This is a genomic window from Sphingomonas oligophenolica, from assembly GCF_006438955.1.
GTDB lineage: Bacteria > Pseudomonadota > Alphaproteobacteria > Sphingomonadales > Sphingomonadaceae > Sphingomonas > Sphingomonas oligophenolica_A.
Genome location: NZ_RCZK01000019.1, coordinates 1 through 22,359, shown reverse-complemented (window position 1 = coordinate 22,359; position 22,359 = coordinate 1). Strand labels below are relative to the sequence as shown.

Annotated in this window: 26 protein-coding genes, 2 tRNA genes and 2 pseudogenes; 19 read left to right on the top strand and 11 right to left on the bottom strand. The window is 64.9% G+C overall.

Annotated features, from left to right (window positions below; genetic code table 11):
• Window positions 1-77: 77 nt before the first annotated feature.
• The 13 genes from EAH84_RS14680 to EAH84_RS14620 all read left to right on the top strand — a co-directional run bounded on the left by EAH84_RS14680 (window position 78) and on the right by EAH84_RS14620 (window position 10,162).
• Window positions 78-401: a DUF1476 domain-containing protein gene (locus EAH84_RS14680; RefSeq protein ID WP_140872736.1), complete on the top strand. Its 324-nt coding sequence runs from the start codon at window positions 78-80 to the stop codon at window positions 399-401.
• A 1-nt stretch (window position 402) separates the two neighbouring features.
• On the top strand, window positions 403-633 hold the full coding sequence (locus tag EAH84_RS14675) for a BolA family protein (protein WP_140872735.1): 231 nt from the start codon (window positions 403-405) through the stop codon (window positions 631-633).
• Window positions 634-643: 10 nt separating this feature from the next.
• On the top strand, window positions 644-982 hold the full coding sequence (gene grxD / locus EAH84_RS14670) for a Grx4 family monothiol glutaredoxin (protein ID WP_140872734.1): 339 nt from the start codon (window positions 644-646) through the stop codon (window positions 980-982).
• 6 nt (window positions 983-988) lie between these two features.
• Window positions 989-2,281, top strand: coding sequence for a glycosyltransferase (locus tag EAH84_RS14665; protein WP_241656635.1), 1,293 nt, complete (start codon window positions 989-991; stop codon window positions 2,279-2,281).
• A 194-nt stretch (window positions 2,282-2,475) separates the two neighbouring features.
• On the top strand, window positions 2,476-2,844 hold the full coding sequence (locus EAH84_RS14660; protein WP_140872733.1) for a BlaI/MecI/CopY family transcriptional regulator: 369 nt from the start codon (window positions 2,476-2,478) through the stop codon (window positions 2,842-2,844).
• Window positions 2,841-4,379 carry a M56 family metallopeptidase gene (locus tag EAH84_RS14655; RefSeq protein ID WP_140872732.1) on the top strand — a complete coding sequence of 513 codons (1,539 nt, stop codon included), beginning with the start codon at window positions 2,841-2,843 and terminating at the stop codon, window positions 4,377-4,379. The genes EAH84_RS14660 and EAH84_RS14655 overlap by 4 nt, the downstream gene beginning before the upstream one ends.
• A 79-nt stretch (window positions 4,380-4,458) precedes the next feature.
• Window positions 4,459-5,331, top strand: a complete 873-nt coding sequence (locus tag EAH84_RS14650) for an MBL fold metallo-hydrolase (RefSeq protein WP_140872731.1) — start codon at window positions 4,459-4,461, stop codon at window positions 5,329-5,331.
• Window positions 5,313-6,008 carry a DUF4230 domain-containing protein gene (locus tag EAH84_RS14645; protein ID WP_140872730.1) on the top strand — a complete coding sequence of 232 codons (696 nt, stop codon included), beginning with the start codon at window positions 5,313-5,315 and terminating at the stop codon, window positions 6,006-6,008. Before EAH84_RS14650 ends, EAH84_RS14645 begins: the two co-directional genes overlap by 19 nt.
• Before the next feature lie 69 nt (window positions 6,009-6,077).
• Window positions 6,078-6,797: a hypothetical protein gene (locus EAH84_RS14640; RefSeq protein ID WP_140872729.1), complete on the top strand. Its 720-nt coding sequence runs from the start codon at window positions 6,078-6,080 to the stop codon at window positions 6,795-6,797.
• Window positions 6,798-6,846: 49 nt separating this feature from the next.
• Entirely contained in the window at window positions 6,847-7,857 is a 1,011-nt protein-coding gene (nadA, locus tag EAH84_RS14635) for a quinolinate synthase NadA (protein ID WP_140872728.1), read from the top strand.
• A gap of 213 nt (window positions 7,858-8,070) precedes the next feature.
• Window positions 8,071-8,916, top strand: a complete 846-nt coding sequence (gene nadC, locus EAH84_RS14630; protein ID WP_140872727.1) for a carboxylating nicotinate-nucleotide diphosphorylase — start codon at window positions 8,071-8,073, stop codon at window positions 8,914-8,916.
• 68 nt (window positions 8,917-8,984) lie between these two features.
• Window positions 8,985-9,440, top strand: coding sequence for a hypothetical protein (locus EAH84_RS14625; protein ID WP_140872726.1), 456 nt, complete (start codon window positions 8,985-8,987; stop codon window positions 9,438-9,440).
• Window positions 9,437-10,162 (top strand): ribonuclease T2 family protein, encoded by a 726-nt coding sequence (locus tag EAH84_RS14620; RefSeq protein ID WP_140872725.1) that lies wholly within the window; start codon window positions 9,437-9,439, stop codon window positions 10,160-10,162. The genes EAH84_RS14625 and EAH84_RS14620 overlap by 4 nt, the downstream gene beginning before the upstream one ends.
• Here EAH84_RS14620 and EAH84_RS14615 read toward each other — a convergent pair.
• From EAH84_RS14615 to rpsA, 5 genes are all read right to left on the bottom strand, one after another.
• Window positions 10,159-10,584, bottom strand: coding sequence for a DUF4112 domain-containing protein (locus tag EAH84_RS14615; RefSeq protein WP_140872724.1), 426 nt, complete (start codon window positions 10,582-10,584; stop codon window positions 10,159-10,161). The genes EAH84_RS14620 and EAH84_RS14615 overlap by 4 nt on opposite strands.
• A gap of 5 nt (window positions 10,585-10,589) precedes the next feature.
• Complete coding sequence (locus EAH84_RS14610) at window positions 10,590-11,855, bottom strand: ABC transporter substrate-binding protein (protein WP_241656634.1); 1,266 nt, start codon at window positions 11,853-11,855, stop codon at window positions 10,590-10,592.
• A gap of 170 nt (window positions 11,856-12,025) precedes the next feature.
• Window positions 12,026-12,109: transfer RNA gene (locus EAH84_RS14605), tRNA-Leu, on the bottom strand.
• A gap of 64 nt (window positions 12,110-12,173) precedes the next feature.
• Window positions 12,174-12,452, bottom strand: a complete 279-nt coding sequence (locus tag EAH84_RS14600) for an integration host factor subunit beta (protein ID WP_140872722.1) — start codon at window positions 12,450-12,452, stop codon at window positions 12,174-12,176.
• A 153-nt stretch (window positions 12,453-12,605) separates the two neighbouring features.
• Complete coding sequence (gene rpsA, locus EAH84_RS14595) at window positions 12,606-14,330, bottom strand: 30S ribosomal protein S1 (RefSeq protein ID WP_140872721.1); 1,725 nt, start codon at window positions 14,328-14,330, stop codon at window positions 12,606-12,608.
• A 536-nt stretch (window positions 14,331-14,866) separates the two neighbouring features.
• On the opposite strand from rpsA, the gene EAH84_RS14590 reads away from it, so the two are divergent.
• The 4 genes from EAH84_RS14590 to EAH84_RS14575 all read left to right on the top strand — a co-directional run bounded on the left by EAH84_RS14590 (window position 14,867) and on the right by EAH84_RS14575 (window position 17,916).
• On the top strand, window positions 14,867-15,100 hold the full coding sequence (locus EAH84_RS14590) for an RNA-binding protein (protein WP_140872720.1): 234 nt from the start codon (window positions 14,867-14,869) through the stop codon (window positions 15,098-15,100).
• A 213-nt stretch (window positions 15,101-15,313) separates the two neighbouring features.
• Window positions 15,314-16,033: a hypothetical protein gene (locus EAH84_RS14585; RefSeq protein WP_206663980.1), complete on the top strand. Its 720-nt coding sequence runs from the start codon at window positions 15,314-15,316 to the stop codon at window positions 16,031-16,033.
• A gap of 228 nt (window positions 16,034-16,261) precedes the next feature.
• Window positions 16,262-17,137: an IS1 family transposase gene (locus EAH84_RS14580; RefSeq protein ID WP_140872718.1), complete on the top strand. Its 876-nt coding sequence runs from the start codon at window positions 16,262-16,264 to the stop codon at window positions 17,135-17,137.
• A gap of 149 nt (window positions 17,138-17,286) precedes the next feature.
• Window positions 17,287-17,916, top strand: a complete 630-nt coding sequence (locus tag EAH84_RS14575; protein WP_161978419.1) for an NYN domain-containing protein — start codon at window positions 17,287-17,289, stop codon at window positions 17,914-17,916.
• A 238-nt stretch (window positions 17,917-18,154) separates the two neighbouring features.
• Here the strand turns inward: EAH84_RS14575 and EAH84_RS14570 are convergent, their stop codons facing one another.
• Together EAH84_RS14570 and aroA are read right to left on the bottom strand one after the other, a co-directional pair.
• The gene (locus tag EAH84_RS14570; protein WP_140872716.1) at window positions 18,155-18,778 is read right to left on the bottom strand and encodes a (d)CMP kinase; all 624 of its coding nucleotides are present in this window, start codon (window positions 18,776-18,778) and stop codon (window positions 18,155-18,157) included.
• Window positions 18,775-20,121 (bottom strand): 3-phosphoshikimate 1-carboxyvinyltransferase, encoded by a 1,347-nt coding sequence (gene aroA, locus EAH84_RS14565; RefSeq protein ID WP_140872715.1) that lies wholly within the window; start codon window positions 20,119-20,121, stop codon window positions 18,775-18,777. The genes EAH84_RS14570 and aroA overlap by 4 nt, the downstream gene beginning before the upstream one ends.
• A gap of 98 nt (window positions 20,122-20,219) precedes the next feature.
• Here aroA and EAH84_RS14560 point away from each other — a divergent pair, with 98 nt between their 5' ends.
• Window positions 20,220-20,543 carry a TIGR02300 family protein gene (locus EAH84_RS14560; protein WP_140872714.1) on the top strand — a complete coding sequence of 108 codons (324 nt, stop codon included), beginning with the start codon at window positions 20,220-20,222 and terminating at the stop codon, window positions 20,541-20,543.
• 84 nt (window positions 20,544-20,627) lie between these two features.
• Window positions 20,628-20,703 (top strand) — tRNA-Ala (locus tag EAH84_RS14555).
• 481 nt (window positions 20,704-21,184) lie between these two features.
• Here the strand turns inward: EAH84_RS14555 and EAH84_RS14550 are convergent.
• The 4 genes and pseudogenes from EAH84_RS14550 to EAH84_RS14540 all read right to left on the bottom strand — a co-directional run.
• Window positions 21,185-21,388: pseudogene (locus tag EAH84_RS14550) on the bottom strand (tyrosine-type recombinase/integrase); the annotation flags it as partial.
• 5 nt (window positions 21,389-21,393) lie between these two features.
• A pseudogene (locus EAH84_RS14545) lies at window positions 21,394-21,909 on the bottom strand (DDE-type integrase/transposase/recombinase); the annotation flags it as partial.
• A complete protein-coding gene (locus EAH84_RS16140; RefSeq protein ID WP_170209868.1) occupies window positions 21,839-22,009 on the bottom strand; it encodes a hypothetical protein in 171 nt (56 codons plus the stop codon). The gene EAH84_RS16140 and the pseudogene EAH84_RS14545, both read right to left, overlap by 71 nt.
• 115 nt (window positions 22,010-22,124) lie before the next feature.
• Window positions 22,125-22,359, bottom strand: a 235-nt coding sequence (locus tag EAH84_RS14540) for an integrase core domain-containing protein (protein WP_140867210.1), incomplete at its 5' end; no start/stop codon positions are given.

Genomic DNA, 22,359 nt, shown 5'->3' with positions numbered 1-22,359 from the left:
GGGGTGACGGGGGTGAATCGGTTGCGCCTGCCCCCGTGCCGCCCTATCTCTCACGCCAAGCAATTCGGGAGCGCTGCATGACGACCTTCGACGACCGCGAACGTGCTTTCGAGACGAAGTATGCGCGCGATGAGGAAATGGCGTTCCGGATCGTCGCCCGGCGCAACCGGCTCGTCGGCGAATGGGCCGCGGCGCTGATGAAGCTGACCCCCGAGGAGGCGGACGCCTATTCTAAGGCGGTGGTCCATGCCAATTTCGAAGAAGCCGGCGATGGCGACGTCATCCGCAAGCTAATCGGCGATCTCACCGCGGCCGGGGTCGAGACGAGCGATGCCGATATCCGCCGCGCGCTCGACGATCAGACGATCGAGGCGCGCCGCCAGATGATGGGGTCAGAATAACATGCCGATGGCCGCCGACGAGATCGAAGCGATGATCCGCGCGGGGATTCCCGACGCGACCGTCGCCATCACCGATCTGGCGGGCGACGGCGATCATTATGCCGCGCGCGTCGTGTCACCGAGCTTCGCGGGGATGCCCAAGGTGAAGCAGCATCGCGCGGTCTATGACGCACTGGGTGGGAAGATGGGTGGCGTGCTTCATGCGCTCCAGCTCACCACCGCCGTTTCCTGAGGACGATAGCATGACCGACGCCACAACAAACGACGACGCCACCGCCCGCATCGACGGGATCGTGAAGGCCAACAAGGTGGTGCTGTTCATGAAGGGTAGCCCGCTGTTCCCGCAATGCGGGTTTTCGAGCCGCGCGATCGCAATCCTCGATCACCTCAAGGTGGACTATGAGAGCGTCGACGTGCTTCAGGACCAAGGCGTCCGGCAGGGGATCAAGGCCTATTCGGATTGGCCGACGATCCCCCAGCTCTATGTGAACGGCGAGTTCCTGGGCGGCTCGGACATCATGATGGAAATGTACGAAAGCGGCGAACTGGCGCAGGCCGTCACGGCGAGCGCCGACCAGTAACGCCGCGTGCGCCACGGCGAGGGCGCCGCGGCCGCGCGTGACGGCACGCCCATGCTGATCTGCGATCTGACGCAGAGCTATGCGACGCGCGGCGGGGGCGGGATCAGCACCTATCTGCGCGAAAAGCGCGCTTACCTCCTCCGCGAGACCCCGCACCATCTGCTCCAGATCGTGCCGGGGCCTGAGGACAAGGTGACGGTCGACGGGCGGCACATATTTGCCGAGGTCGGGGCCGATCCGGTGCGTGGCAGCCCCAATTACCGTTTTATCCTGCGCACCCGGATCGTCCGCGAATTGCTCGCGCGTTATCGCCCCGACGTGATCGAATCGCTGTGCCCGTGGGTGTTGCCGTGGACCGCGATCCAGCATCGCCGCGTCTTTCCGGGAACCGCGCTGGTGGCGGGGTATCGCACCGATTTCCCCAACGCGCATGTCGACCGGGTCGCGCGCGAGCTGTTGGGGTCACCGGGTCGCGTCTTCTACTGGTTGAGCCTCGGCTACACCGAGATCACCTATCGCGAATTCGACTGGGTTTACACGCTGAGTGAGGAGGCGCGGGTGACGCTGGCGCGGCGCAACGTCACGCGAACCGAGGTGTTGCCGCTCGGGGTCGATTCCGCGCTGTTTAGCCCGGCGCGGCGCGACCCTGCGTATCGCGCATCGATTGGACTGGGGGATACGACGGGGCCGTTGCTGGTCTATGCCGGGCGGATCGACAACGAGAAGCGCGCCGACCGGCTGGTCGCGCTGGTCCGCGCGCTGCCGCGAGAGCTTGATGCGGGGCTGGTGATGATCGGCGACGGCAAGCTGCGCGTGGCGCTGGAGGCGGAGGCCGCGGGGCTGCCGATCGCGTTCACCGGATTCGTCGACGACCGCGCGGCGCTGGCGCGGGCGCTGGCGTCGTCCGACATCTACGTCTCGGCGATGGCGGACGAGACCTTCGGGGTGTCGATCATCGAGGCGCAGGCGAGCGGGCTGCCGGTGGTCGGGGTCGACAGCGGCGCGATGCCGCTGCGAGTGTCGCCCGCGCTCGGGCGGCTCGGGCCGGTCGACGATATCGATGCGATGTCCGCCAACGTGCTCGACGCGTGGCGCGGCGATCATGGTACGATGGGGCGCGCGGCGCGGCGGCACGTCAAAGACCATTTCAGCTGGACGCGGACGTTCGAGCGATTGCTCGGTGACATCTACCCAAAGGCGTTGGCGCGGGCAGCGGCACGGGTCGGGCAGCGGGATGGGGAAAGCCGGGTGAGGGTGGATCGGCGCGACGTCGAGTTGCGTCCAAACCACCCTCGCTGAAGCGCGAACGCTCGGCTGCCTTATACCTTGCAGCCCGCGTGCCAGTTCTCGATAGCCGCAGTTTGCCGACGATAAGGGCGGTTAACGCGAGTCAGGCGATGCGGTCGGCTGTAAAGCATTCCGACGATTGATCGCCCTCTTGACTACGGATGTAATCGCTGCGATTACATCCGTAGTCAGTAAGGGAGTGAGTCGTGGCGGAACGGATCAGCGATGCCGAACATGCGGTGATGGAGGTGCTATGGGACGCCGCGCCGCTGACCGCGCAGGATGTTTCCGAACGCGTCGATCCTGCCAGGGGATGGAGCGCGAACACCGTCAAGACCCTGCTCGGGCGGCTGCTCGCCAAATCGGTGATCGGGCATGAGGCCGACGGGCGGCGCTATCTGTATCGCCCGCTGGTGGCGCGCGACGATTATGTGACGGGTGAATCGCAACGGTTGATGGACCGGTTGTTCGGCGGCAAGCTGACTCCGCTGGTCGCGCACCTTGCCGAACGCGACGAACTGACCGCGCAGGATATCGCCGAGATCGAGGCGTTGCTTAAGGAGTTGAAGGCATGAGCGCGCTGGTCGGCTGGGCGGTCGAGGCGCTGATCGCGTCGACGCTGCTGATGGCGCTGGTGCTGCTTCTCCGCGCGCCCGTCCGCCGCCAGTTCGGCGCACAGATCGCCTATGCGTTGTGGGCGTTGCCGCTGCTCCGGCTGCTGCTGCCGCCCTTGCCATCGGCGTGGCGCGCGATCGCCACGCCCATTTCGCGGGCTGGCGAGACGATTACCGTGATGGTGATCGATCCTGCCGGTATCGCCGCCGCCGCACCTACCACCACGCCCGCTGCAGCATTTCCCTCGCTGGGGCTTGTCCTCGCGGCACTCTGGGCGGCAGGCGCGGCGGTGTTCCTGATTTGGCATGTTGCCCGGCATTCGCGGTTCTGCAGCCGGATGCTCGGCAGCGCCGCGGCGCTCGACGTCGTCGGGGCGATCCGCGTGATCGAGAGCGATGCCGCCCCCGGCCCGGTCGCGTTTGGGGTAATGCGCCGCTACGTTGCCTTCCCGCGCGATTTCGCGGATCGGTACGACGCCGACGAGCGCGCGCTCGCGCTGGCGCACGAGATCGGCCATCATCAGCGCGGCGATCTGGCGGCGAACTGGATCGCGCTCGGGGTGCTGGCGCTGCACTGGTTCAACCCCGTCGCCTGGCGCGCGTTCCGGGCGTTCCGCGCCGACCAGGAAATGGCCAACGACGCGCGCGTCCTCGCCGGGCGATCGGCGATCGACCGCCAAAGCTATGCCTGCGCGATCGTCAAGGCGGCGCACGGCGGGGTCGTCTCGGCGGCGTGCCACCTTCACACCATCAACGACCTGAAAGGGAGACTTCGAATGCTCACCACCTCGCGCACCTCGCGCCGCCGCTTTGCCGCGGGCGGGACGATCGTTTCCGCGCTCGTCGTCGCGGGGCTGGGCCTGACCGCCTCGGGCACCAACGCGGCGAGTGCGATCACCGCGCGCGTCGGCGACGCGGTCGGGGTCGACCTCCAGGCCGTACCACCGGCACCCCCTGCGCCGTTCGCGCCTGCTGCGCCACCGGTCCCCGCGGCTCCACCTGAGCCGGTCATCGACGCTGCGCCGGACAAGCGGGTCCAACGGATCGTCATCCGGCGCGTCGACAAGGACGGCAAGGTGACGGCCACCGCGACCGACCCCGGCACCGGATCCGCGATGAGCGAGTCCGACGCCGATGCGATGGTCGCGCGCGCATTGGCCGAAGCGCCCGAGGTCAGCGAACGCACCTGTCCCAACGTCGGCGCGAGCGACGAGCGCCGCCTCGTCCTCCACGACGATAAGGGGGGGAAGAAGATCATGGTGATCTGCACCAACCGGATCGAGGCGATGGCCGCCAATGCGGCGAAAACCCAGGCCAACGCCGCGGAGATCCAGCGTCACGCGATGCAGACCGCGCTGGCGAGCATCGACACCGCGCGCGCCAGCATCATCGCCGAACGCAATTTGACCGAGGCGCAGCGCAATGAAGCGCTCGCCGGGCTCGACGAGGCGGTCGCAGAGATGCACGCCGAGTTGGGCAAGGACAAGCCCAACTGATGTCCGGGCGGCGCGCCGGGGTTGATCCTGACGCGCCGCCGCCCTTGCGTCGCGCGCGGCGAACGGCCATCTCCGCGCGATGGCTGAGCATCCGACCGGCATCCCGATCCAGCTCGAGCCGCTCGTGACGCGGGTGCTCGCGCCCAATCCGTCGCCCTATACCGGCACCGGCACCCAGACGCATGTCGTCGGGACGACCGACCTGGCGGTGATCGATCCGGGGCCCGGCGACCCGGCGCATATCGGCGCGTTGCTCGCCGCGATCGGGGGACGCCCGGTGAGCGCGATCGTCATTACCCATCATCATCGCGATCACAGCCCCGGCGCGCGTCCGCTCAGCCTCGCGACCGGCGCGCCGATCGTTGGAGCGGCGGCCTTTTTCTCGAGCGATGACGGCCCGCGCGCCGACGCCTCGTTCGACGCCGATTATCGTCCCGACCGCGTGCTCGCCGAGGGCGATACGGTGAGCGGCGGCGGCTGGACGCTCGCGGCGATCACGACCCCGGGGCATACTTCGAACCATCTCGCCTTCGCGCTGCCCGAGACGAAGGCACTGTTTTCGGGCGACCACGTGATGGGCTGGTCGACCACGGTGGTGTCGCCTCCCGATGGCGACATGGCGGCGTATATGGCGAGCCTTGAGAAGCTGATGGCGCGCGACGATCGGGTCTATTATCCGGGGCATGGCGATCAGGTCGACCGGCCGCAGCGGCTGGTGCGCGGGCTGCTTGGCCATCGCAAGCAGCGCGAGGAGCAGATCCTGCGGCTGCTCCGTGACGCGCCACGCGACATCGCCGCGATGGTCGCGCAAATGTATGTCGGGCTCGACCGGCGGCTGATCCCCGCGGCGGAGCGATCGGTGCTCGCTCACCTATACGATCTCGACCACCGCGGCATCGTTGCCGCGGACTCGAACGAGGGATTGGGGGGCGTGTGGCGGATCGTCGGCTGATCGCGATCGTCGCGAGTGTGCTGGTCGCGGCGCTTGTCGTTGCCGCCGCGGTGATCGGCTATCGGACGTACACCGAGCGCTATGTCGTCAAAACCGACGACGGGCTGGCGGTGGCGCAGGTCGTCCAGGCGACGCTGACCGGGGCGAGCGACCTCAAGGTCAGTACGCTCTCCGGGACGGTCCAGAGCACTGCGAGCGATACGCGCGGGATGGGCATGTTCACCTCCAGCCGGGTGATGAAGGCGCCGTTCGCGGTCGAGTATTTCGTTGACGTGTCGGGGTTGGACGCGCGTGACTTCGCGTGGGACCCTGCGACCCGGACGCTAATCGTCAACGCGCCCGCGGTGCGGGTCGGCGCGCCCAATATCGACGAATCGCGGACCTATCTCGACAAGACCAGCGGGGTCTTCGTGACGCGCGGCGCGATGGCCGCGCTCCAGCGCCAGGCGTCGGTGCGCGCGGACCGGATCGCCGCCGCGGAGGCGCGCAAGCCCGAGCAGATCGCGCAGGCGCAGGCGAACGCGCGGCATGCGCTCGCCGCGCTGTTCCGCGGGCCGCTTGCAGCGGCGGGGCTCGACGCCAAGGTGGTGGTGCGGTTCGCCAGCGATTCCGCGCGCGACGGCACGCGGTGGGACCAGTCGACCTCACTCGAGGAGATTTTCGCCAACCGGCGCTGAGCGGTGGTCGCTTGAGAAAACGTCGAGATTGTGGTAACGGCTGCGCAACGAATATCCGGGGGGATTTTCATGGCCACCGTCGCCGATGCCCAGCTGAACCCGACCGCGCGCGAGCGGCTGTTCTTCTTTGTCATGGCGCTCGCGATCGCCGCCACTGTCGTGAGTGGCTTTTCGCTGCAATTGGCGATGCATCGGTCGACCTTCGCCGCGCCTTGGTGGGTCCATATCCACGGGCTGACCTTCATGGGCTGGCTCGGTATTTACCTCACCCAGAACTGGCTCGCATGGCGCGGCGACATCGTGAAGCATCAGCGCGTTGGGCGAGTCGCGGCGGGCTATGTCGGTTGGATGGTGCTGGTCGGGCTGAGCGTCAACACGCTGGCGGCGATCCATCATCGCATCCCGCCGTTCTTCGAAACCAACGTGTTCCTGGTCATGGACTGGCTGACGGTGCTGGTGTTCGCGGGGCTGACCTGGGCGGCGGTGCGGTTGCGCGGGCGGACCGACTGGCACCGGCGGTTGATGCTGTGCGGGGCGATCCAGGTCATGACGCCGGGCATCGGGCGGTTGTTGCCGCTGCCGCTGATGGGATCGTGGCAGTTGTGGGGGATCTGGGCGGTGCTGCTGCCGTTCATCGGAGCGGCCGCGATCTACGACATCCGGACGCGAGGCAAGATACATCCTGCCTATCTGATCGGCTTCGGCACGATCACGCTGGCGGTCGCGCTGATGCGTCCACTCGCGTTCACGCCGCCGATGCTTGCGCTCACCCGCTATCTGGTGGGTTGATCGCCTCCCGCTGCGGGGCCATGTGAGCCCCGGCAACGGGAGCTGAGTGATGGACGCGCGCAATGGTATCGGCGGAACGCTGGCGGGGCTTGATCTGCGCGCCGAGATCGACCGACTTCGCACGGAACGCAACGCGGTGATCCTGGCGCATTATTATCAGAAGCCCGAGATCCAGGACCTTGCCGATTTCGTCGGCGACAGCCTCGACCTCAGCCGCAAGGCGGCGGAGACCGACGCCGATGTCATCGCGTTCTGCGGCGTGCGGTTCATGGCCGATACCGCCAAGATCCTGAGCCCCGACAAGATCGTCGTGCTGCCCGACATGGACGCGGGGTGCAGCCTGGAGGACAGCTGCCCGCCCGATCAGTTCAAGGCGTTTCGCGAGGCGCATCCCGATCACATCGCGCTGACCTACATCAACTGTTCGACCGAGGTGAAGGCGCTCTCCGACGTGATCGTCACGAGTTCGTCGGCGGAAAAGATCCTGAGCCAATATCCGCCCGAGCAGAAGATCATCTTTGGCCCCGACAAGAATCTCGGCGGTTATCTGGTGCGCAAGACCGGACGCGAGATGCTGTTGTGGCCGGGGGTGTGCATCGTCCACGAGGCGTTTTCGGAGACCGAGCTCCTCAAGCTCAAGGCGCAGCATCCCGGCGCGCCGGTCGCGGCGCATCCCGAATGCCCCGCGGTGATCCTGGATCATGCCGATTATGTCGGGTCGACCAGCGGCATTCTGGCCTATGCGGCGGATTTCGCGGGCGACACGCTGATCGTCGCGACCGAACCGCACATCATCCACCAGATGGAAAAATCGCTGCCGAACAAGAATTTCATCGGCGCGCCGGGGGCGGACGGCAACTGTAACTGCAACATCTGCCCGTACATGGCGCTCAATACGCTGGAGAAGCTGTACGTTGCGCTGCGCGATCTCGAGCCGCGGATCGAGATCGAAGAGGGGCTGCGGCTGCGCGCGAAGAAGAGCCTCGATGCGATGCTGAGCATGGCGTCGGCGACGGTGGGGATGGGCGATCTGGGGCCGGTACGCGTCACGGGTGACTGAGCGCGCGCCGCAGGCAGGTTTTGTTCGCGCAGAGGCGCAGAGGACGCAGAGAAGAAGAGCAACTCTTCGTGCCTTCGCGTAAATCATCTAATTTGTTCGCGCGAAGACGCGAAGACGCGAAGGATTTAGTGAGGAACGCTGCCGCGCTCATTGGTCTTCTCTGCGTCCTCTGCGCCTCTGCGCCTCTGCGCGAAAAATTTCTGGAGTAATTCGGTGACGTTTCAACTCGACCGATTCGACCTCGATGCGTTTGTCGCTGCCACCCTGAAGGAGGATCTCGGGGAAGGGGGCGACATCACGTCCGCCGCCGTCATCCCTGCCGAGGCGCGGTTTGCAGGCATGATGGATACGCGCGATGGAATCGTGGTCGCTGGGCTGGGGATAGCGGCGGCGTTCTTTCGCGCGCTCGATCCCGCGGCGCGGATCGAGACGTTGGTCGAGGAGGGCGCGCAGGTTGCTGCGGGGACCGACCTGATGCGCGTCGAGGGGCGGGCACGCGGGTTGCTGACCGCCGAGCGATCGGCACTCAATACCGTCCAGCATCTGTCGGGGATCGCGACGATGACGCGCGCCTATGTCGATGCGATCGCGGGGACGGGGGCGACGTTGCTCGATACCCGCAAGACGATCCCCGGGCTGCGCGCGCTCGAGAAATACGCGACCCGGATGGGCGGCGCGCAGAACCACCGGATGGGGCTGTGGGACGCGGCGATGATCAAGGACAACCATGTCGCGGTAGCGGGCGACATCGGCGAGGCGGTGCGCCGCGCGGTGGCGGGGGGAATCGCAAGCATCATCGTCGAGGTCGACCGGATCGACCAGATCCCGCCTGCACTCGCGGCGGGGGCGACCCACCTGCTGCTCGACAACATGGCCCCCCCGATGTTGCGCGAGGCGGTGACGCTGGTCGCGGGGCGGGTACCGACCGAGGCCTCGGGCGGCGTGCGGCTCGACACGATTCGCGCGATCGCCGAGACCGGGGTGACCTATGTCTCGGTCGGGCGGCTGACGCAGTCCGCGCCCGCCGCCGATATCGGGCTCGACTTCGCGCTGGTGTGACCCGTGCGTGGATGCTTGCGCTGTTCGTCCCGCGAGGAGTAGCATCGGCCGACAACAGGGGGAACATCATGATCAAACCGCCATCGATCGCACGTTTCGAACAATATTACTGGGGGTCGGTAATCCTTGGCCTGATCAATTCGGTGCTGACCTGGTCCGATCGGGCGGCGGTGATGGCGGTCAATCCAATGTTCGCCACCATGTCGTGGCTCATGCCGGTGATGGCGGTGATCGGGCTGATCATCGCGATCCTGCTGTGGTATTTCATCGTGCGCAGCCCCAGCGTCGTCGCGAAGTGGGTCATCGTCGTGTTCGCCGTTCTCGGCGCGATCGGCCTGTTGTTCTCGCTTTTCGCGCTGGCGCGGAATGGCGTTCCGAACCCGGTGCCGGTGATCATCACGGTCGTCGTCAACCTGCTCTACATCGCGGCGGCGTTGATGCTGTTCAAGCCGGACTCGCGCGCCTGGCTTGGCGAGGAACTCGGCGAGGGTGTGGAGGGGCGAGACGAAGCGCCGCTGCCATGATCGGGCGGGTCGCGGTATCGGTCGCGCTGCTGGTCGCGCCCGCGGTGGCTAGCGCGCAGGCGTATCGCTGTTCGTTGCCGACAACCCTTACGTCGATCCATCCCGATCTCGCCAGCGCCAGCCAGCCGCAGCGGCGGTTGCCGATCGGCGGCTATACGCTCGCGATCACCTGGGCGCCGCAATATTGCCGCGACCATCGGCGCGACCCATCGGCGCAATTCGAATGCGGCGACGGCAAGGGTGGCGGCAACCGCTTCGGGTTCACGCTGCACGGGCTGTGGCCCGACGGGGTGGGGAAGGACTGGCCGCAATATTGCACGTCGACGCCGTTGCTGCCACCAGCGCTGATCGCGCGGCATCTGTGCACGACGCCGTCCGCCCAGCTGATGCAGCATGAATGGGCGAAGCATGGCACCTGCATCGCGGGGAGCGATCCCGCAGCCTATTTCGCGCGATCGAGCGGGCTTTATGCGAAGGTGCGTTATCCGCAGATGGACGTGCTGTCGCGGCGACGGCTGACGGTGGGCGCGTTTGCCGCGGCGATGGCGCGCGCCAATCCGGGGCTCGACGCGGACATGGTGCGCATCACCGCGACGCGCCAGGGGTGGCTCGACGAACTGTGGATCTGCCTCGACAAGCGGTTCGGCTACACGCGCTGCCCAGCACACCAGGGCGGATTGTCGCCGCGCGCGGCGCTCAAGATCTGGCGCGGGGCGCGCTAGCCGTCGATCGTGACGGTCGCGGGGTGGTGCTGATCGAGGTGACGCTTGATCCGCTTGAGGTTGCGGGAGTTCGAGCGGAAGAAGAAATCGGCGGCGTCGCCGACGATCGGGATCAGCCCCAGCAGCGCGTCGAACCCGACATTGCCCGCCATCCGCGCGAGCTGATATTTCGACATGCCCAGGTTGCGCGCCTCCCACACGATCCAGCTGCCGAGCGCGGCGGCGGCGATGTCGCCGATCACGGGGACGAAGCCGAGGATGACGTCGAGCCCGACCGGGCGGTTGATCCCCGGTACCACGAACATGCGCTCGAGTAGTTGCTCCATCGCCTCGACCCGTTTGCGGATCGCGGCGGCATCGCGCGAGAGCGGAAGAGAACCGAGGTGCGAACCGGCGTCGGTCGGATGGGAGCGTTGAGGCATGGCTGCTATCTGGGGTCGGCGCGCAGCTTGGTCAACGGATGCCAGGCGCGGCTGTTCGGGTGCCATTGGGCCAGGCGGAGCGCGACCAGCGACCAGCGCAACGGCCGCGCGATCGGGATGAAGGCAACATCGTCGCGCAGCGCCACGTCCGCCGCGGCGATCAGCCGTGAACGTTCGGCGAGCGTCGGCGCGTCGCGTGCGGCGAGCAACGCGGTCTTGGCGGCGTCCCCGCACATCGCGCACGCATTGGCGAGATACCAGCGCGCGCTGTCGTAGGGTGCGACCGCGTCGACCAGCCGGAGGTCGGCATCCTGGCGCATCGCGACCCGGGTCGCGGTGATGCCGATCGCGCGCAACGAGGCTGCGATCTGGCCGAACGCGATCGTCGCGCCAGGCCCCTGTGGCATCGCGATCCTGAGCGTGACCGGACCACCCCGCCATGCCGCAACGCGGGCGCGCGCGGTAGCGCGGCGCTGGTCGAGCGGGATCGCGGTCCAGGCGGGAAATGCGGGCGCCGCCGCGGAGTCGAGCGTGTCGGGCAGGATCTGGCTGGTGGCTTCCCACCCGGCGCGAACCGCCTGGGTCAGCGCGTCGCGATCGATCGCCTGGTCGATCGCATCGCGGTTGGCGGCGTCGGCGAGAAAACCGTCGCGGTTGACGATGGTCAGCCCGAACAGTCCGACCGCGGGGTCGATCTGGACATTCGCGGGCGCGGCATCGCTGAGGCCCACCAGCGGCCAGTCGACGAAGCTGCCGCCCGCGACCAGATCCGATTCGTGCGCCATGAACCGCACGATCGCGCGGGACGCGGGTTCGCCGATGAGTCGCACGTCGTCTTCGGGGCTGGTCGCGCGCTGGTCGTCGGAATCCGCCTGCGTGGGATCGATCGCGGGGCGCAGCAAGGGGCTGCGTCCCGGCAGCGCGACCCGCATCGGCCCCGCGCCACCGGTGCGCTTGGTTGGCCAGATCGCGAGTTCGGGCTGAGCAAACAGCTTGAGGAGGTCGGGGCGGGGCCGGGTCATCCGCACCTCGATGACCTGCGGTGTCATGACCACCACTTCGTCGATCGCGGTCAGGAAGGGCGCGAGCGGGTTGCGCGATCGCGCCGCCATCTGATCGGTCAGCGCGTCGACGACCTGATCGGCGGTCACCGCGCTGCCATCCGCCCACCGCGCCTCTCGCAAGCGAAAGATGTAGCTCATTCCGCCGTCGATCACGATCCAGCGTTCGGCGAGACCGGGTTCGATCTGTCCGTTGGCATCGAACCGCACGAGCCCCTCAGCGGTCGAGTCAGCGAAGAGCAGATCGGGGGTATCGAGCTGAACCTTGCGCGGATCGGCGAGCCGTGGGGGATCGCCGATCGCGCTGACGACGACATGACCGGTGTCGGGGCGCTGGTTGCACGCCGCGAGCGATAGCAGCGGCAGGAGCGCGATGAGGATGGTGCGGACGGCGGGACTCGAACCCGCACTCCGATGGAAGCGGATTTTAAGTCCGCTGCGTCTACCGATTTCGCCACGTCCGCGCACCGGGCCACGAGAAGCCGACGCCGGCGGCGAGGTCAAGCGCGGCGTGGCGTCGGCGCCCGATCACACGTTGAGGCGCGCGCGCATTTCCTTGCCGGGTTTGAAATACGGTACCCGCTTGGCCTCGACATCGACGACCTCGCCGGTGCGGGGATTGCGGCCGGTACGCGCATCGCGTTCGCGGGTCGAGAAGGCGCCGAACCCGCGCAGTTCGACCCGGCCATTGGCGGCGAGCTGATCGGTGATCTGATCGAAAAAGGTCGACACGATCCGTTCGATGTCGGCGACCGACAGTTCGGAATTGTCATCGCAAAGCTGCTGGACGAGTTCGGATCGGATCATCATTGCCCCCCGGCGGCTGAAAACGGGTTGATCGGAATCAATATCAATCCGGTCATAATAGCGCTTCGCCGCCGCGTCCGCAACAAACCGATCGGCCGGCGTGGACGGTTGCGAAAAGGGGCACCGTTGCCGATGCCCCCTTGTCGTCGTCGCTTACTTCTTGTCAGCCTCGTCGCGTGCCTTGAGCGCTTCGCCGAGGATGTTGCCGAGCGTCGCGCCCGAATCGGACGAGCCGTATTGCGCGACCGCCTGCTTCTCTTCGGAGATCTGCATCGCCTTGATCGAGAAGGTCGGCTTCTTCGACCGGTCGAAGCCCGACACCATCGCGTCGAACTTCTGGCCGACCTGGAAGCGCTCGGGGCGCTGCTCGTCGCGATCGCGGCCGAGATCGGTCCGTTTGATGAAGCCGGTCGCGCCATCGTCGCCCGCCTGGACTTCGAGGCCCATGTCGCGGACTTCGAGGACGGTGACGGTGACGATCGCGTTCTTGGCGAGCTTGTCACCCGCGGCGGCAGTGCCGCCGACCACCGGAGCACCGCGTTCGAGCTGCTTCATCCCGAGGCTGATGCGCTCCTTCTCGGCGTCGATGTCGAGCACGATCGCCTGGACGGTCTCACCCTTGCGATGCAGGTTGAGCGCGTCCTCGCCCGAGACGCCCCACGCGATGTCGGACATGTGGACCATGCCGTCGACATCGTTGTCGAGCCCGATGAACAGGCCGAATTCGGTCGCGTTCTTGACTTCACCCTCGACGGTCGAGCCGACTGGGTGGGCGGTAGCGAACGCATCCCACGGGTTGTCCTGCGCCTGCTTGAGGCCGAGCGAAATGCGGCGCTTGTCCTCGTCGACTTCGAGCACCACGACTTCGACTTCCTGGCTGGTCGAGACGATCTTGCCGGGATGGACGTTCTTCTTGGTCCACGACATTTCGCTGACATGGACGAGGCCTTCGATCCCCGCTTCCAGTTCGACGAACGCACCATATTCGGTGATGTTGGTGACGCGACCCGACAGCTTGGCACCAATCGGGTATTTCGCGCTCGCGCCATCCCACGGATCGCTCTCCAGCTGCTTCATGCCGAGGCTGATGCGCTGGGTATCCTTGTTGATGCGGATGATCTGCACCTTCACCGTGTCGCCGATGTTGATCATCTCCGACGGGTGATTGACGCGCTTGTAGCTGAGGTCGGTGACGTGGAGCAGGCCGTCGATGCCGCCCAGGTCGACGAACGCACCGTAATCGGTGATGTTCTTGACGACGCCCTCGATGATCTGGCCCTCGGCCAGGCTCATGATCAGGCCCGAACGCTGCTCGGCGCGGGTCTCTTCGAGCACCGCGCGACGCGACACGACGATGTTGCCGCGCTTGCGGTCCATCTTCAGGATCTGGAACGGCTGCGGAATATCCATCAGCGGGGTGACGTCGCGCACGGGACGGATATCGACCTGGCTGCCTGGCAGGAACGCCACGGCGCCCGACAGGTCGACGGTGAAACCGCCCTTGACCCGGCCGAAGATGACGCCCTCGACGCGCGCGGTCTTGGCGAATTCGGTTTCCAGCGTGTCCCACGCGGCTTCGCGCCGCGCACGGTCGCGCGACAGCATCGCTTCGCCATGGACGTTCTCGACGCGGTCGACATAGACTTCGACTTCGTCGCCGACCTTCAGCTCGGCCTTCTGGCCGGGGGCGGCGAATTCGCGCAGCGGCACGCGGCCTTCGGACTTCAGGCCGACGTCGATGACCGCCATGTCATTTTCGATCGCGGTCACGGTGCCGTGGACGACGCGGCCTTCGAAGCTGTCGGCGCCGCCGAACATCTCGTCGAGCATCGCGGAGAAATCATCGCGGGTAGGCATGGTTTGGGGCTGGCTAGCCATAAAGAGGAGTATTCCTAGTCGTTCATTTCCGGCCAGTCGGTTGGGTCCGACGGTCTTTCGGCCGATCCGCCACACCGACCGAATATCGGACGCGGCATCCGTTGGATCCTGACACGAAGGGCCTCGACGCGAATGCGAAAAGGGCGCGTGAGGAAACCCGCCGCGCCATGCCTCCGCGAATAAGGTCGCTGGACGCGCGCCACATACCGGTAACCGCGCCAAATCGCAAGAGAAGACGGCGATGGGTAGTGTATCAGTTTGAATTTTGACGGATCGGCTGTCGCATCCACCGCCCGCTTCCTATATGCTTAGCGCAAAGCATGGAGGTTATATGGCCACGGTTCCGGAACGGGTGAACACCTATATCACAGAGGCTGGCGGGTACAGCCTATGCGATGCGTGCATTCAGGCGCATCTCGCGCTCCCGAAAGCGCAACAGGTTCAGCAGATAACTAGCACGCTCGCTACCACGAGAGATTTTGTGCGCGAGCCGGGGGAGTGCGGCCTTTGTCACAAGTCGGCAAAGGTGATACGGCATGCCTAAAGGCCCCAACGGCGAGAAGCGCCCCGCCGACGCGATCGGCCTTGCGGTGATGATCGGTAAGATCGCCACTGGCGAGATCGAGGATGAGCGCGAGAGCCTGTCCAGCGCCGCCGCCGAGATGGGGCGCAAGGGTGGAAAGGCGCGTGCGGATGGTATGACGCCGGAGCGCCGGAGCGAGATCGCGAAACGGGCAGCCGCGAAGCGGTGGGCGGACAAAAAACCATAACGTGAACTTTCACTCCCAGCCCCACATTACTCACAGCCACTACTCCCGCTTGCACCGCCAGTCATTCACCGCTACACCGACCCCGTGAGTGAACGAGAATCATCCGGCACTGTCGTTAGTGGCTCCCAAATCTATGGGTGGCAGCGGCGCATTCGTGAAATCGATGCAGAAGCGGAATCGCTTTCGTTAGAAAAGGCGAAACTGGAGCGGCTGGTGCAGATGGCCGAAATGCTAGAGAGCGAAGCTGCGCTCTTAGCGGGCGTTGGTGGTTCTCAGCGTGACGCACTCGACGGAATTGAGCGAACCGACACATTCATCAAAGCAGTTCTAGGGATTGCTGGACGGTTCGAAGATGGAGCCACTTACGACGATATTCGCGAGGCGATTTTGAAGAGCCCCTTGGGGGACAAATACAAAAAGAGCGATAAGGGCTTCTACACGGCTTTGGCGAAGCTCAAGCATCGTGGCGAGCTCGTGGATCGTAACGGATACGTGTTCACTCCCGCCAATCTCGCGATTTATCAGCGAAAGGTTGCCGCCGGACTTAAGCCAGAAAAATCGCGTGTTCCAGCGTCAGAAAAGCGGGAGTCCCCGCTCTATGATTTGGCGCTGAACACAATTGCCAGGACACCCGGTCTAATTGCCAAAGATGTGATTGGACAGATTCGGGCGGAAAGCGATCTTGGAAGGACGCTAACTGACAATGAAAACAGCGCTTATAATGCGATCGCTCGCCTCAAGAAGCGCGGAGTGATCGAGGGATACGGTCGCCTTGAGAGGCAGCTCAGAATTGGGGCCAACGCACCCGAAGAATACAAGCGAATTGCGAGTGCTGGAGTAGTAGTCCACCTCGCTAAACGAACTGAAGCGCCGAGCGGAACCGCCGGCGCTTCAGGAGCCGGGCCTCTCTTCGGGATTGCCCCCCGAAGATAGGCCTATTTCTAAACCCCCAATCCCGCTGCGGGAGAAAGGAAGGTGATAGCGTGACGGCACTTATAATAGCCTAGCCGGTTGAACCGGCAGGGCCTCGGCGTACCCACGCCGAGGCCCTATACCTCATTCACTGCTAGTTCGTCCAGAGTCACGTGGCATGTTCGTTGCGGGCATGGATTTGGCGTGATTATGCTTGACACTAAGCATAGAAGTTCGTATTGAATGTCTATGAACAAGCTTCCTCTCGCCAAGCGCACTCAAATCCTTGCCATGCTCTGCGAGGGCTCGTCCATGCGCTCGATCAGCCGGATTGCGGACGTGTCAATCAACACGGTGTCGAAGCTGCTTGTCGAAGCTGGCGAAGCTTGCCTTGCCCTTCACGACGAGACGGTGCGCAACGTGAAGGCGAGCCGTATCCAGTGCGACGAGATTTGGTCGTTCTGCCACGCCAAACAAAAGAACGTCGCGAGCGCGAAGGCCGCACCGGAAGGCGCGGGCGACATCTGGACTTGGACCGCGATTGACGCCGATACGAAACTGATCGTTAGCTACTATGTTGGCGATCGTTCGGGCGAAAGCGCGATGACCATCATGGATGATCTGCGCACCCGGCTCGCCAACCGCGTTCAAATCACCACGGACGGCCATCGCGCCTATGTCGAGGCCGTAGAGGGCGCTTTCGGTGCGGACGTGGACTATGCGCAGCTGGTGAAGCTGTACGGCCCTACCATCACCGCGCCGGGTCGCTACAGCCCCGCCGAATGCACCGGGATCAAGAAAATCCGTCGCGAGGGCAACCCCGACATCGCGCACGTTTCGACCAGCTACGTCGAGCGCCAGAACCTCACGATGCGGATGTCGATGCGTCGCTTCACGCGCCTCACGAACGCATTCTCAAAGAAGTTCGACAACCACGTTCATGCGCTGTCGCTCTATTTCGTGTTCTACAATTTTTGCCGCATTCATAAGACGCTGCGTATGTCCCCGGCGATGGCGGCTGGCATTACGGATCGGCTTTGGTCGCTCGAAGACGTGCTGGCGCGGATTGATGCGGATGCGCCCGCACCTGCAAAGCGTGGTCCGTACAGGAAGCGGGGAGCCTAAAAAGACAGAAGCGCCCCCATGGGACGCTTCTGGAGGTCGAATAATCTGCCGCTTTTTACGCCCGTATGAGGCACGGCAGATGGGCTTCAATGACTCGCCAAATAAATGATAGTGTCTTAATGTCAAGTGTACCGGGGGCGAGCCAAGCCATGCGAATCTGCGTTTTTGTCGATTACTGGAACCTCCAGCTTACCCTAAACAAGCGGTTGGGAGAGGTGCGGAAGGACGACGATTTCCGCGCAAAAATCGATTGGAAAGGCTTGGGCGCTCTTTTTAGCCAGGAGGCGGCGAATGTGATCGCGGGCGTGGGAACAGCTCATTCCTACGAAGGCACATATATCTATACGTCCTACAATCCCAAAACGGACGACGGGAAAAAGTTTAAGCAGTGGGCTACTACGTGGCTTGATCGACAGCCCGGTATCAACGTTCAGGCGCGCGAGCGGAAGCCAAAGGCCCTCCCGAAGTGCAACACGTGCCACCGAGAAATCACTCACTGTCCCCACACAGGGTGTGGGCACCCCATCGTTCAAACCGTGGAAAAGGGGGTAGACACACTGCTGGCCACCGACCTCATCCGCTTGGCAGTTTCAAACGCCTATGATGTGGCGGTAATCGCGACTTTAGACGCTGACATGCTGCCAGCAGTGGAATTCGTTCAGTCGGGCGGAAAAAAAATAATCCAAGCAGGATTTCCGCCCATGGGTGTCGATCTCGCGACCGAATGTTGGGGGTCGTTCGACGTAATGAAAATAGCTGCGCAGATACAGCGGCCTTAATTTCAAACTGAGACACTACCCGGCGATGCGACGGGAAAGGCGTAAATGGCGAAAGCTGCGTTGGCCACGATGCGCAACATTGACGAAGTTTACACGGAATCGCGTGTTCGCGTGGCGGTGCAGCGGGAAGGCGACGCAGCGAGCAGAGGCGAGGGCGGGATGTGCAGGTCATCGCCGGATGCTGACCCGGGCGATCCAACATTACCAGCCACTTCAAGCGACCCTGTGGGGCATGCGCTCAGCGGGGAGAATGCGCTTCGACGATTGCGATCGCCTTTTCGATGCTCGCCTCGATCGACAGGAAGCTGGTGTCGATCAGGACCGCGTCGGGCGCCATCACCAGCGGCGCGGCGGAACGGCTGCTGTCGCGTTCGTCGCGCGCGCGGATGTCGGTAAGCACCTTGTCGAAGCTGAGCGTCGATCCGTGGGTCTGGAGTTCGGTGTGGCGACGGCGGGCGCGGATTTGCGGGGTGGCCTTCACGAACAGCTTGGCGTCGGCATCGGGGGCGATCACGGTGGCGATGTCGCGCCCGTCGAGGACCGCGCCGCCCGCCTGATGCGCGAACCGCTTCTGCCGCTGGAGCAGCGCCGCGCGGACCAGCGGGTGCGCCGACACGATCGAGGCGGCCTGGCCGATCTCGTCGGTCCGCAGCACCGGGTCGGCGAGGATCAGCGCGCCGAAATCGCACGCGGCGACCGCATCGGCTTCCTTGGCGGGATCGAGCTCCATCCGCGCGACGTTCGCGGCGACCGCGCGGTACAGCAGGCCAGTGTCGAGATGCGGCAAGTGGTAATGCCGCGCCAGCGCCTTGGCGATCGTGCCCTTGCCGCTCGCCGCGGGTCCATCGACCGCAATGATCATGTCTCGTCTCCCGTCAGTCGGTCCAGCGATGCGAAGAAGCCGGGATAGCTGGTCGCCACGGGGCTGGCGTCGTCGATCGTGACCGGGCGCGCGGCGTGAAGCCCGGCGACCGCCATGCTCATCGCGACGCGGTGATCGAGCAACGTGGCGATCGTCGCGCCGCCTGGAATGGCCTCGCCCGCGGTGCCGGTGATCGCGAGGCCGTCGGGGAATTCCTCGCAAGGCACGCCACAGGCGGTGAGCGCCGTCAGCATCGCCGCGATTCGATCCGACTCCTTGACCCGCAGTTCGTGTGCGCCACGCGCCAGGGTATGACCAGCGGCGAACGCGGCGGCGACGAAGAGCACGGGATATTCGTCGATCATGCTGGGCGCAAGGTCGGGGGGCACCTCGATCGCTGTGAGTGGCGCATGGCGAACGCGCAGGTCGGCGACGGGTTCGCCGCCGACGGTGCGGGGATCGATTTCGGTGATGTCCGCGCCCATCAGGCGGAGCGCCGCGATCAGCCCCGTGCGGGTCGGGTTGAGCCCGACGTTCGCGATTCTGATGTCGCTGCCCGGCACGATCGACCCCGCGACCAGCCAGAACGCGGCGGACGAGGGATCGCCAGGCACGGTGATCGCTTGCGGCGCCAGCTCGGCCTCGCCGGTGATCGAGATGATCCGCCCGTGGTTGGTCTGCTCGACGGTCAGCGCCGCGCCAAACCCTGTGAGCATCCGCTCGCTATGATCGCGCGTCGCGACGGGTTCGACGACGCGGGTGATGCCGCGGGTGTTGAGCCCCGCGATCAGCACCGCCGACTTGACCTGCGCCGATGCGACCGGGAGCGTATAGTTGATCGGGATCGCGGGACACAGGCCGCGCACCATCAGCGGCAATCGCCCCCCGGGGCTGGCGGTGATGGCGGCGCCCATCCGCGCCAGCGGCTCGATCGCGCGCGCCATCGGGCGGGCCGACAGCGACGCGTCGCCGACGAAGGTCGCGGTGATCGGGTGGCTCGCGATCAGCCCCATCAGCAGCCGGGTCGAGGTGCCCGAATTGCCCATGTCGAGCGCGATTTCGGGCTGGAGCAACCCGCCGACCCCGACCCCATCGACGCGCCAGGTGCCGCTCCCGGTGCCGTCGTCGTCGCGATCGATCGTCGCGCCCATCGCGCGCAGCGCCGCTGCGGTTGCGAGCACGTCGTGGCCTTCGAGCAGACCCTCGATCCGGCTGGTCCCGACCGCGAGTGCGGCGAACATCAGCGCGCGATGGCTGATCGACTTGTCGCCGGGCACGCGCACCCTACCGGTCAGCGCGCCGCGCGGTGAAATCTCGATCGGGGCAGGAAGTGAAGGGGGCATCGGCGCGGGCTTTGACAGCCACCTTGTGCTATGGCAAGGCGCGCCCAACGTCGATGGGGCACCCCCACGAACACCCGATCCGAAAGGCACTCCTTGGCATGACCAAGCCGGAATGGGGCACGAAACGCACGTGCCCGAAATGCGCGACGCGTTTCTACGACCTCGAAAAAGACGACCCCGTCACCTGTATCGAATGCGGGACGACGTGGCACCCCGAACCGATCCTCAAGTCGAAGCAGCCGCTCCCGTTCGAGCAGGCAAAGCCCGACGAGAAGAAGAAGGCGGATTCCGACCTCAACGACGACGATGAGGATCTGGAGGTTCCCGAGGACGAAGAGCCGAGCGCGGACGACGAAGTCGATCTGGGCGGCGACGACGATCTCGGGGTCGAAACCTCGAAGGACGACGACGACAATAATTGATCGGTGAACGGTGCGGCAGGCGACCAATCGGTCGCTTGCCAAGCCCCTCGTGCCTCGCTAGGGGACGCGCCTTCCCGACGATGTGGGGCCGTAGCTCAGCTGGGAGAGCGCTGCAATGGCATTGCAGAGGTCAGGGGTTCGATCCCCCTCGGCTCCACCAATCAAGTAAAAAATTTGGCGGTTTTCGGTGATTTGGCAGAGCCAGCCGATTTTCGTCCCACATTTTCGTCCCACAGCAGCGCGCGCTTTGGTGATTGTCCCTCGTCCGTCGTGGGACGGTGACCGCTACATCGCGACGTCCAGCATTTACCGACCAATTAGCAAGTGTCTTGAATTGGGCCGTTTGCTGACCGGCAGTTTCCGGAGATCGCTGATCGGATAGCTGCCGTTCAGCTGGGTCAGCTACGGCGACCGGTGTCGACCAAAGCCGGTCGTTCATATCAGCCACCATGGATATCCGCTTCTGACAAAATCTGTCGAAGGGGGCCTGTAACCGGCACCGCATGCACTCGGCCCTCGGATATCTAACCCCCGAGCAAGCCGAGCGGAGCATGACCGGCTAACCCTGCGTGTCCGCCGAACCGGGGGAATATCAAAGCGACTGAGACTGCTTATACTGCGGCTTGTGGGTCGTCATGTTCTCAGACCTCGGTGCGTTCGGCAAGTTCCAGAGCGTCCTCAACGTCAACACCCAGATGGCGAACCGTACTCTCTATTTTCACGTGCCCGAGTAGGATCTGAACTGCGCGCAGATTGCCGGTAGCTTTATAGATAATCGAGGCCTTGGTGCGTCGTAGCGTGTGTGTGCCGTATTCCTGGGGCTGAAGGCCGATGCCCGCCACCCACGCATGACACCGTTCTCGTATGCCCAGCGGTCGAGCGCCTTCGAGATAAACTCCGGCCCATTGTCCACCCGGATGGTCCTGGGCGCTCCGCGCGACAGGGTGATCCTTCCCATCGCGGCGACCACCTGTTCCCCCTTGATGCCCTGATCGACATCGATCGCCAGCGCCTCGCGCGTGAACGCATCGACCACGGTCAGCGCCCGCAGACGCCGGCCGTCAAACAGCGCATCGGAGACGAAATCCATCGACCACATCTCGTTCGGTCCGCTCGCTGCAGGTTGCCGTTCCCGATTGGCGGCGCTGACGTTGCGGCGGGGCCGCTTGAGCCGAAGGCTCAGTCCATCATTCCGGTAAAGCCGGTAGACCCGCTTGTGGTTCACGAACCATCCTTCCCTGCGCAGCAGGATGTAGATCGTGAAATAGCCGTATCGCGTTCGCGTCGCCGCGAGATCACGGATGCGCAGCATCAACGGTGCCTGATCCGGTCGATGCGACACGTATCGTCGTTCCGGTCTGCGAACAGGTTGTCGCCTGCGCCTGCGCACTAGCCGGCAGAAAAAAAACCGCCGCGGCGGTCGAAACGGTGCTCTGCAGCACGAGGCGGGTTTTGTTCGAATTCATGATGGCTTTCCCTTTCAGCCACGCATGCGCCGCGGCTAGATGTTGGCAAAGCCAGAGGTGGCTCCGGTCGTCTGCACAGGCTCGCGGCTTGGATAAGTGGATCGCCGCTGGTTGATCATGCCGCTGCGAGAAGCGGCTGGTCGAAGTATATCTGGTCGGGCGTGCGGCCGCCAAGAGCTGAGTGCGGCCGGATGCCATTATAAAATGCGAAGTATCGGCCGATGCCGGCGCGGGCCTCGGGGACCGATGCGTAGGCGTGCAGATATACCTCCTCGTATTTCACCGAGCGCCAAAGGCGCTCAACGAACACGTTGTCGCGCCAGCAGCCCTTGCCGTCCATACTGATGGCG

Excerpts from the sequence above, each read along its gene's own strand:
- rpsA (WP_140872721.1), bottom strand. The coding sequence starts at position 14,330 with ATGGCTAGCCAGCCCCAAACCATGCCTACCCGCGATGATTTCTCCGCG.
- EAH84_RS14580 (WP_140872718.1), top strand. The coding sequence starts at position 16,262 with ATGAACAAGCTTCCTCTCGCCAAGCGCACTCAAATCCTTGCCATGCTC.
- EAH84_RS16140 (WP_170209868.1), bottom strand. The coding sequence starts at position 22,009 with ATGAATTCGAACAAAACCCGCCTCGTGCTGCAGAGCACCGTTTCGACC.
- EAH84_RS14675 (WP_140872735.1), top strand. The coding sequence starts at position 403 with ATGCCGATGGCCGCCGACGAGATCGAAGCGATGATCCGCGCGGGGATT.
- EAH84_RS14625 (WP_140872726.1), top strand. The coding sequence starts at position 8,985 with ATGATCAAACCGCCATCGATCGCACGTTTCGAACAATATTACTGGGGG.
- EAH84_RS14600 (WP_140872722.1), bottom strand. The coding sequence starts at position 12,452 with ATGATCCGATCCGAACTCGTCCAGCAGCTTTGCGATGACAATTCCGAA.
- grxD (WP_140872734.1), top strand. The coding sequence starts at position 644 with ATGACCGACGCCACAACAAACGACGACGCCACCGCCCGCATCGACGGG.
- EAH84_RS14640 (WP_140872729.1), top strand. The coding sequence starts at position 6,078 with ATGGCCACCGTCGCCGATGCCCAGCTGAACCCGACCGCGCGCGAGCGG.
- nadA (WP_140872728.1), top strand. The coding sequence starts at position 6,847 with ATGGACGCGCGCAATGGTATCGGCGGAACGCTGGCGGGGCTTGATCTG.
- EAH84_RS14575 (WP_161978419.1), top strand. The coding sequence starts at position 17,287 with ATGCGAATCTGCGTTTTTGTCGATTACTGGAACCTCCAGCTTACCCTA.
- EAH84_RS14615 (WP_140872724.1), bottom strand. The coding sequence starts at position 10,584 with ATGCCTCAACGCTCCCATCCGACCGACGCCGGTTCGCACCTCGGTTCT.
- EAH84_RS14560 (WP_140872714.1), top strand. The coding sequence starts at position 20,220 with ATGACCAAGCCGGAATGGGGCACGAAACGCACGTGCCCGAAATGCGCG.
- EAH84_RS14590 (WP_140872720.1), top strand. The coding sequence starts at position 14,867 with ATGCCTAAAGGCCCCAACGGCGAGAAGCGCCCCGCCGACGCGATCGGC.
- EAH84_RS14570 (WP_140872716.1), bottom strand. The coding sequence starts at position 18,778 with ATGATCATTGCGGTCGATGGACCCGCGGCGAGCGGCAAGGGCACGATC.
- EAH84_RS14620 (WP_140872725.1), top strand. The coding sequence starts at position 9,437 with ATGATCGGGCGGGTCGCGGTATCGGTCGCGCTGCTGGTCGCGCCCGCG.
- aroA (WP_140872715.1), bottom strand. The coding sequence starts at position 20,121 with ATGCCCCCTTCACTTCCTGCCCCGATCGAGATTTCACCGCGCGGCGCG.
- EAH84_RS14680 (WP_140872736.1), top strand. The coding sequence starts at position 78 with ATGACGACCTTCGACGACCGCGAACGTGCTTTCGAGACGAAGTATGCG.
- EAH84_RS14650 (WP_140872731.1), top strand. The coding sequence starts at position 4,459 with ATGGCTGAGCATCCGACCGGCATCCCGATCCAGCTCGAGCCGCTCGTG.
- EAH84_RS14655 (WP_140872732.1), top strand. The coding sequence starts at position 2,841 with ATGAGCGCGCTGGTCGGCTGGGCGGTCGAGGCGCTGATCGCGTCGACG.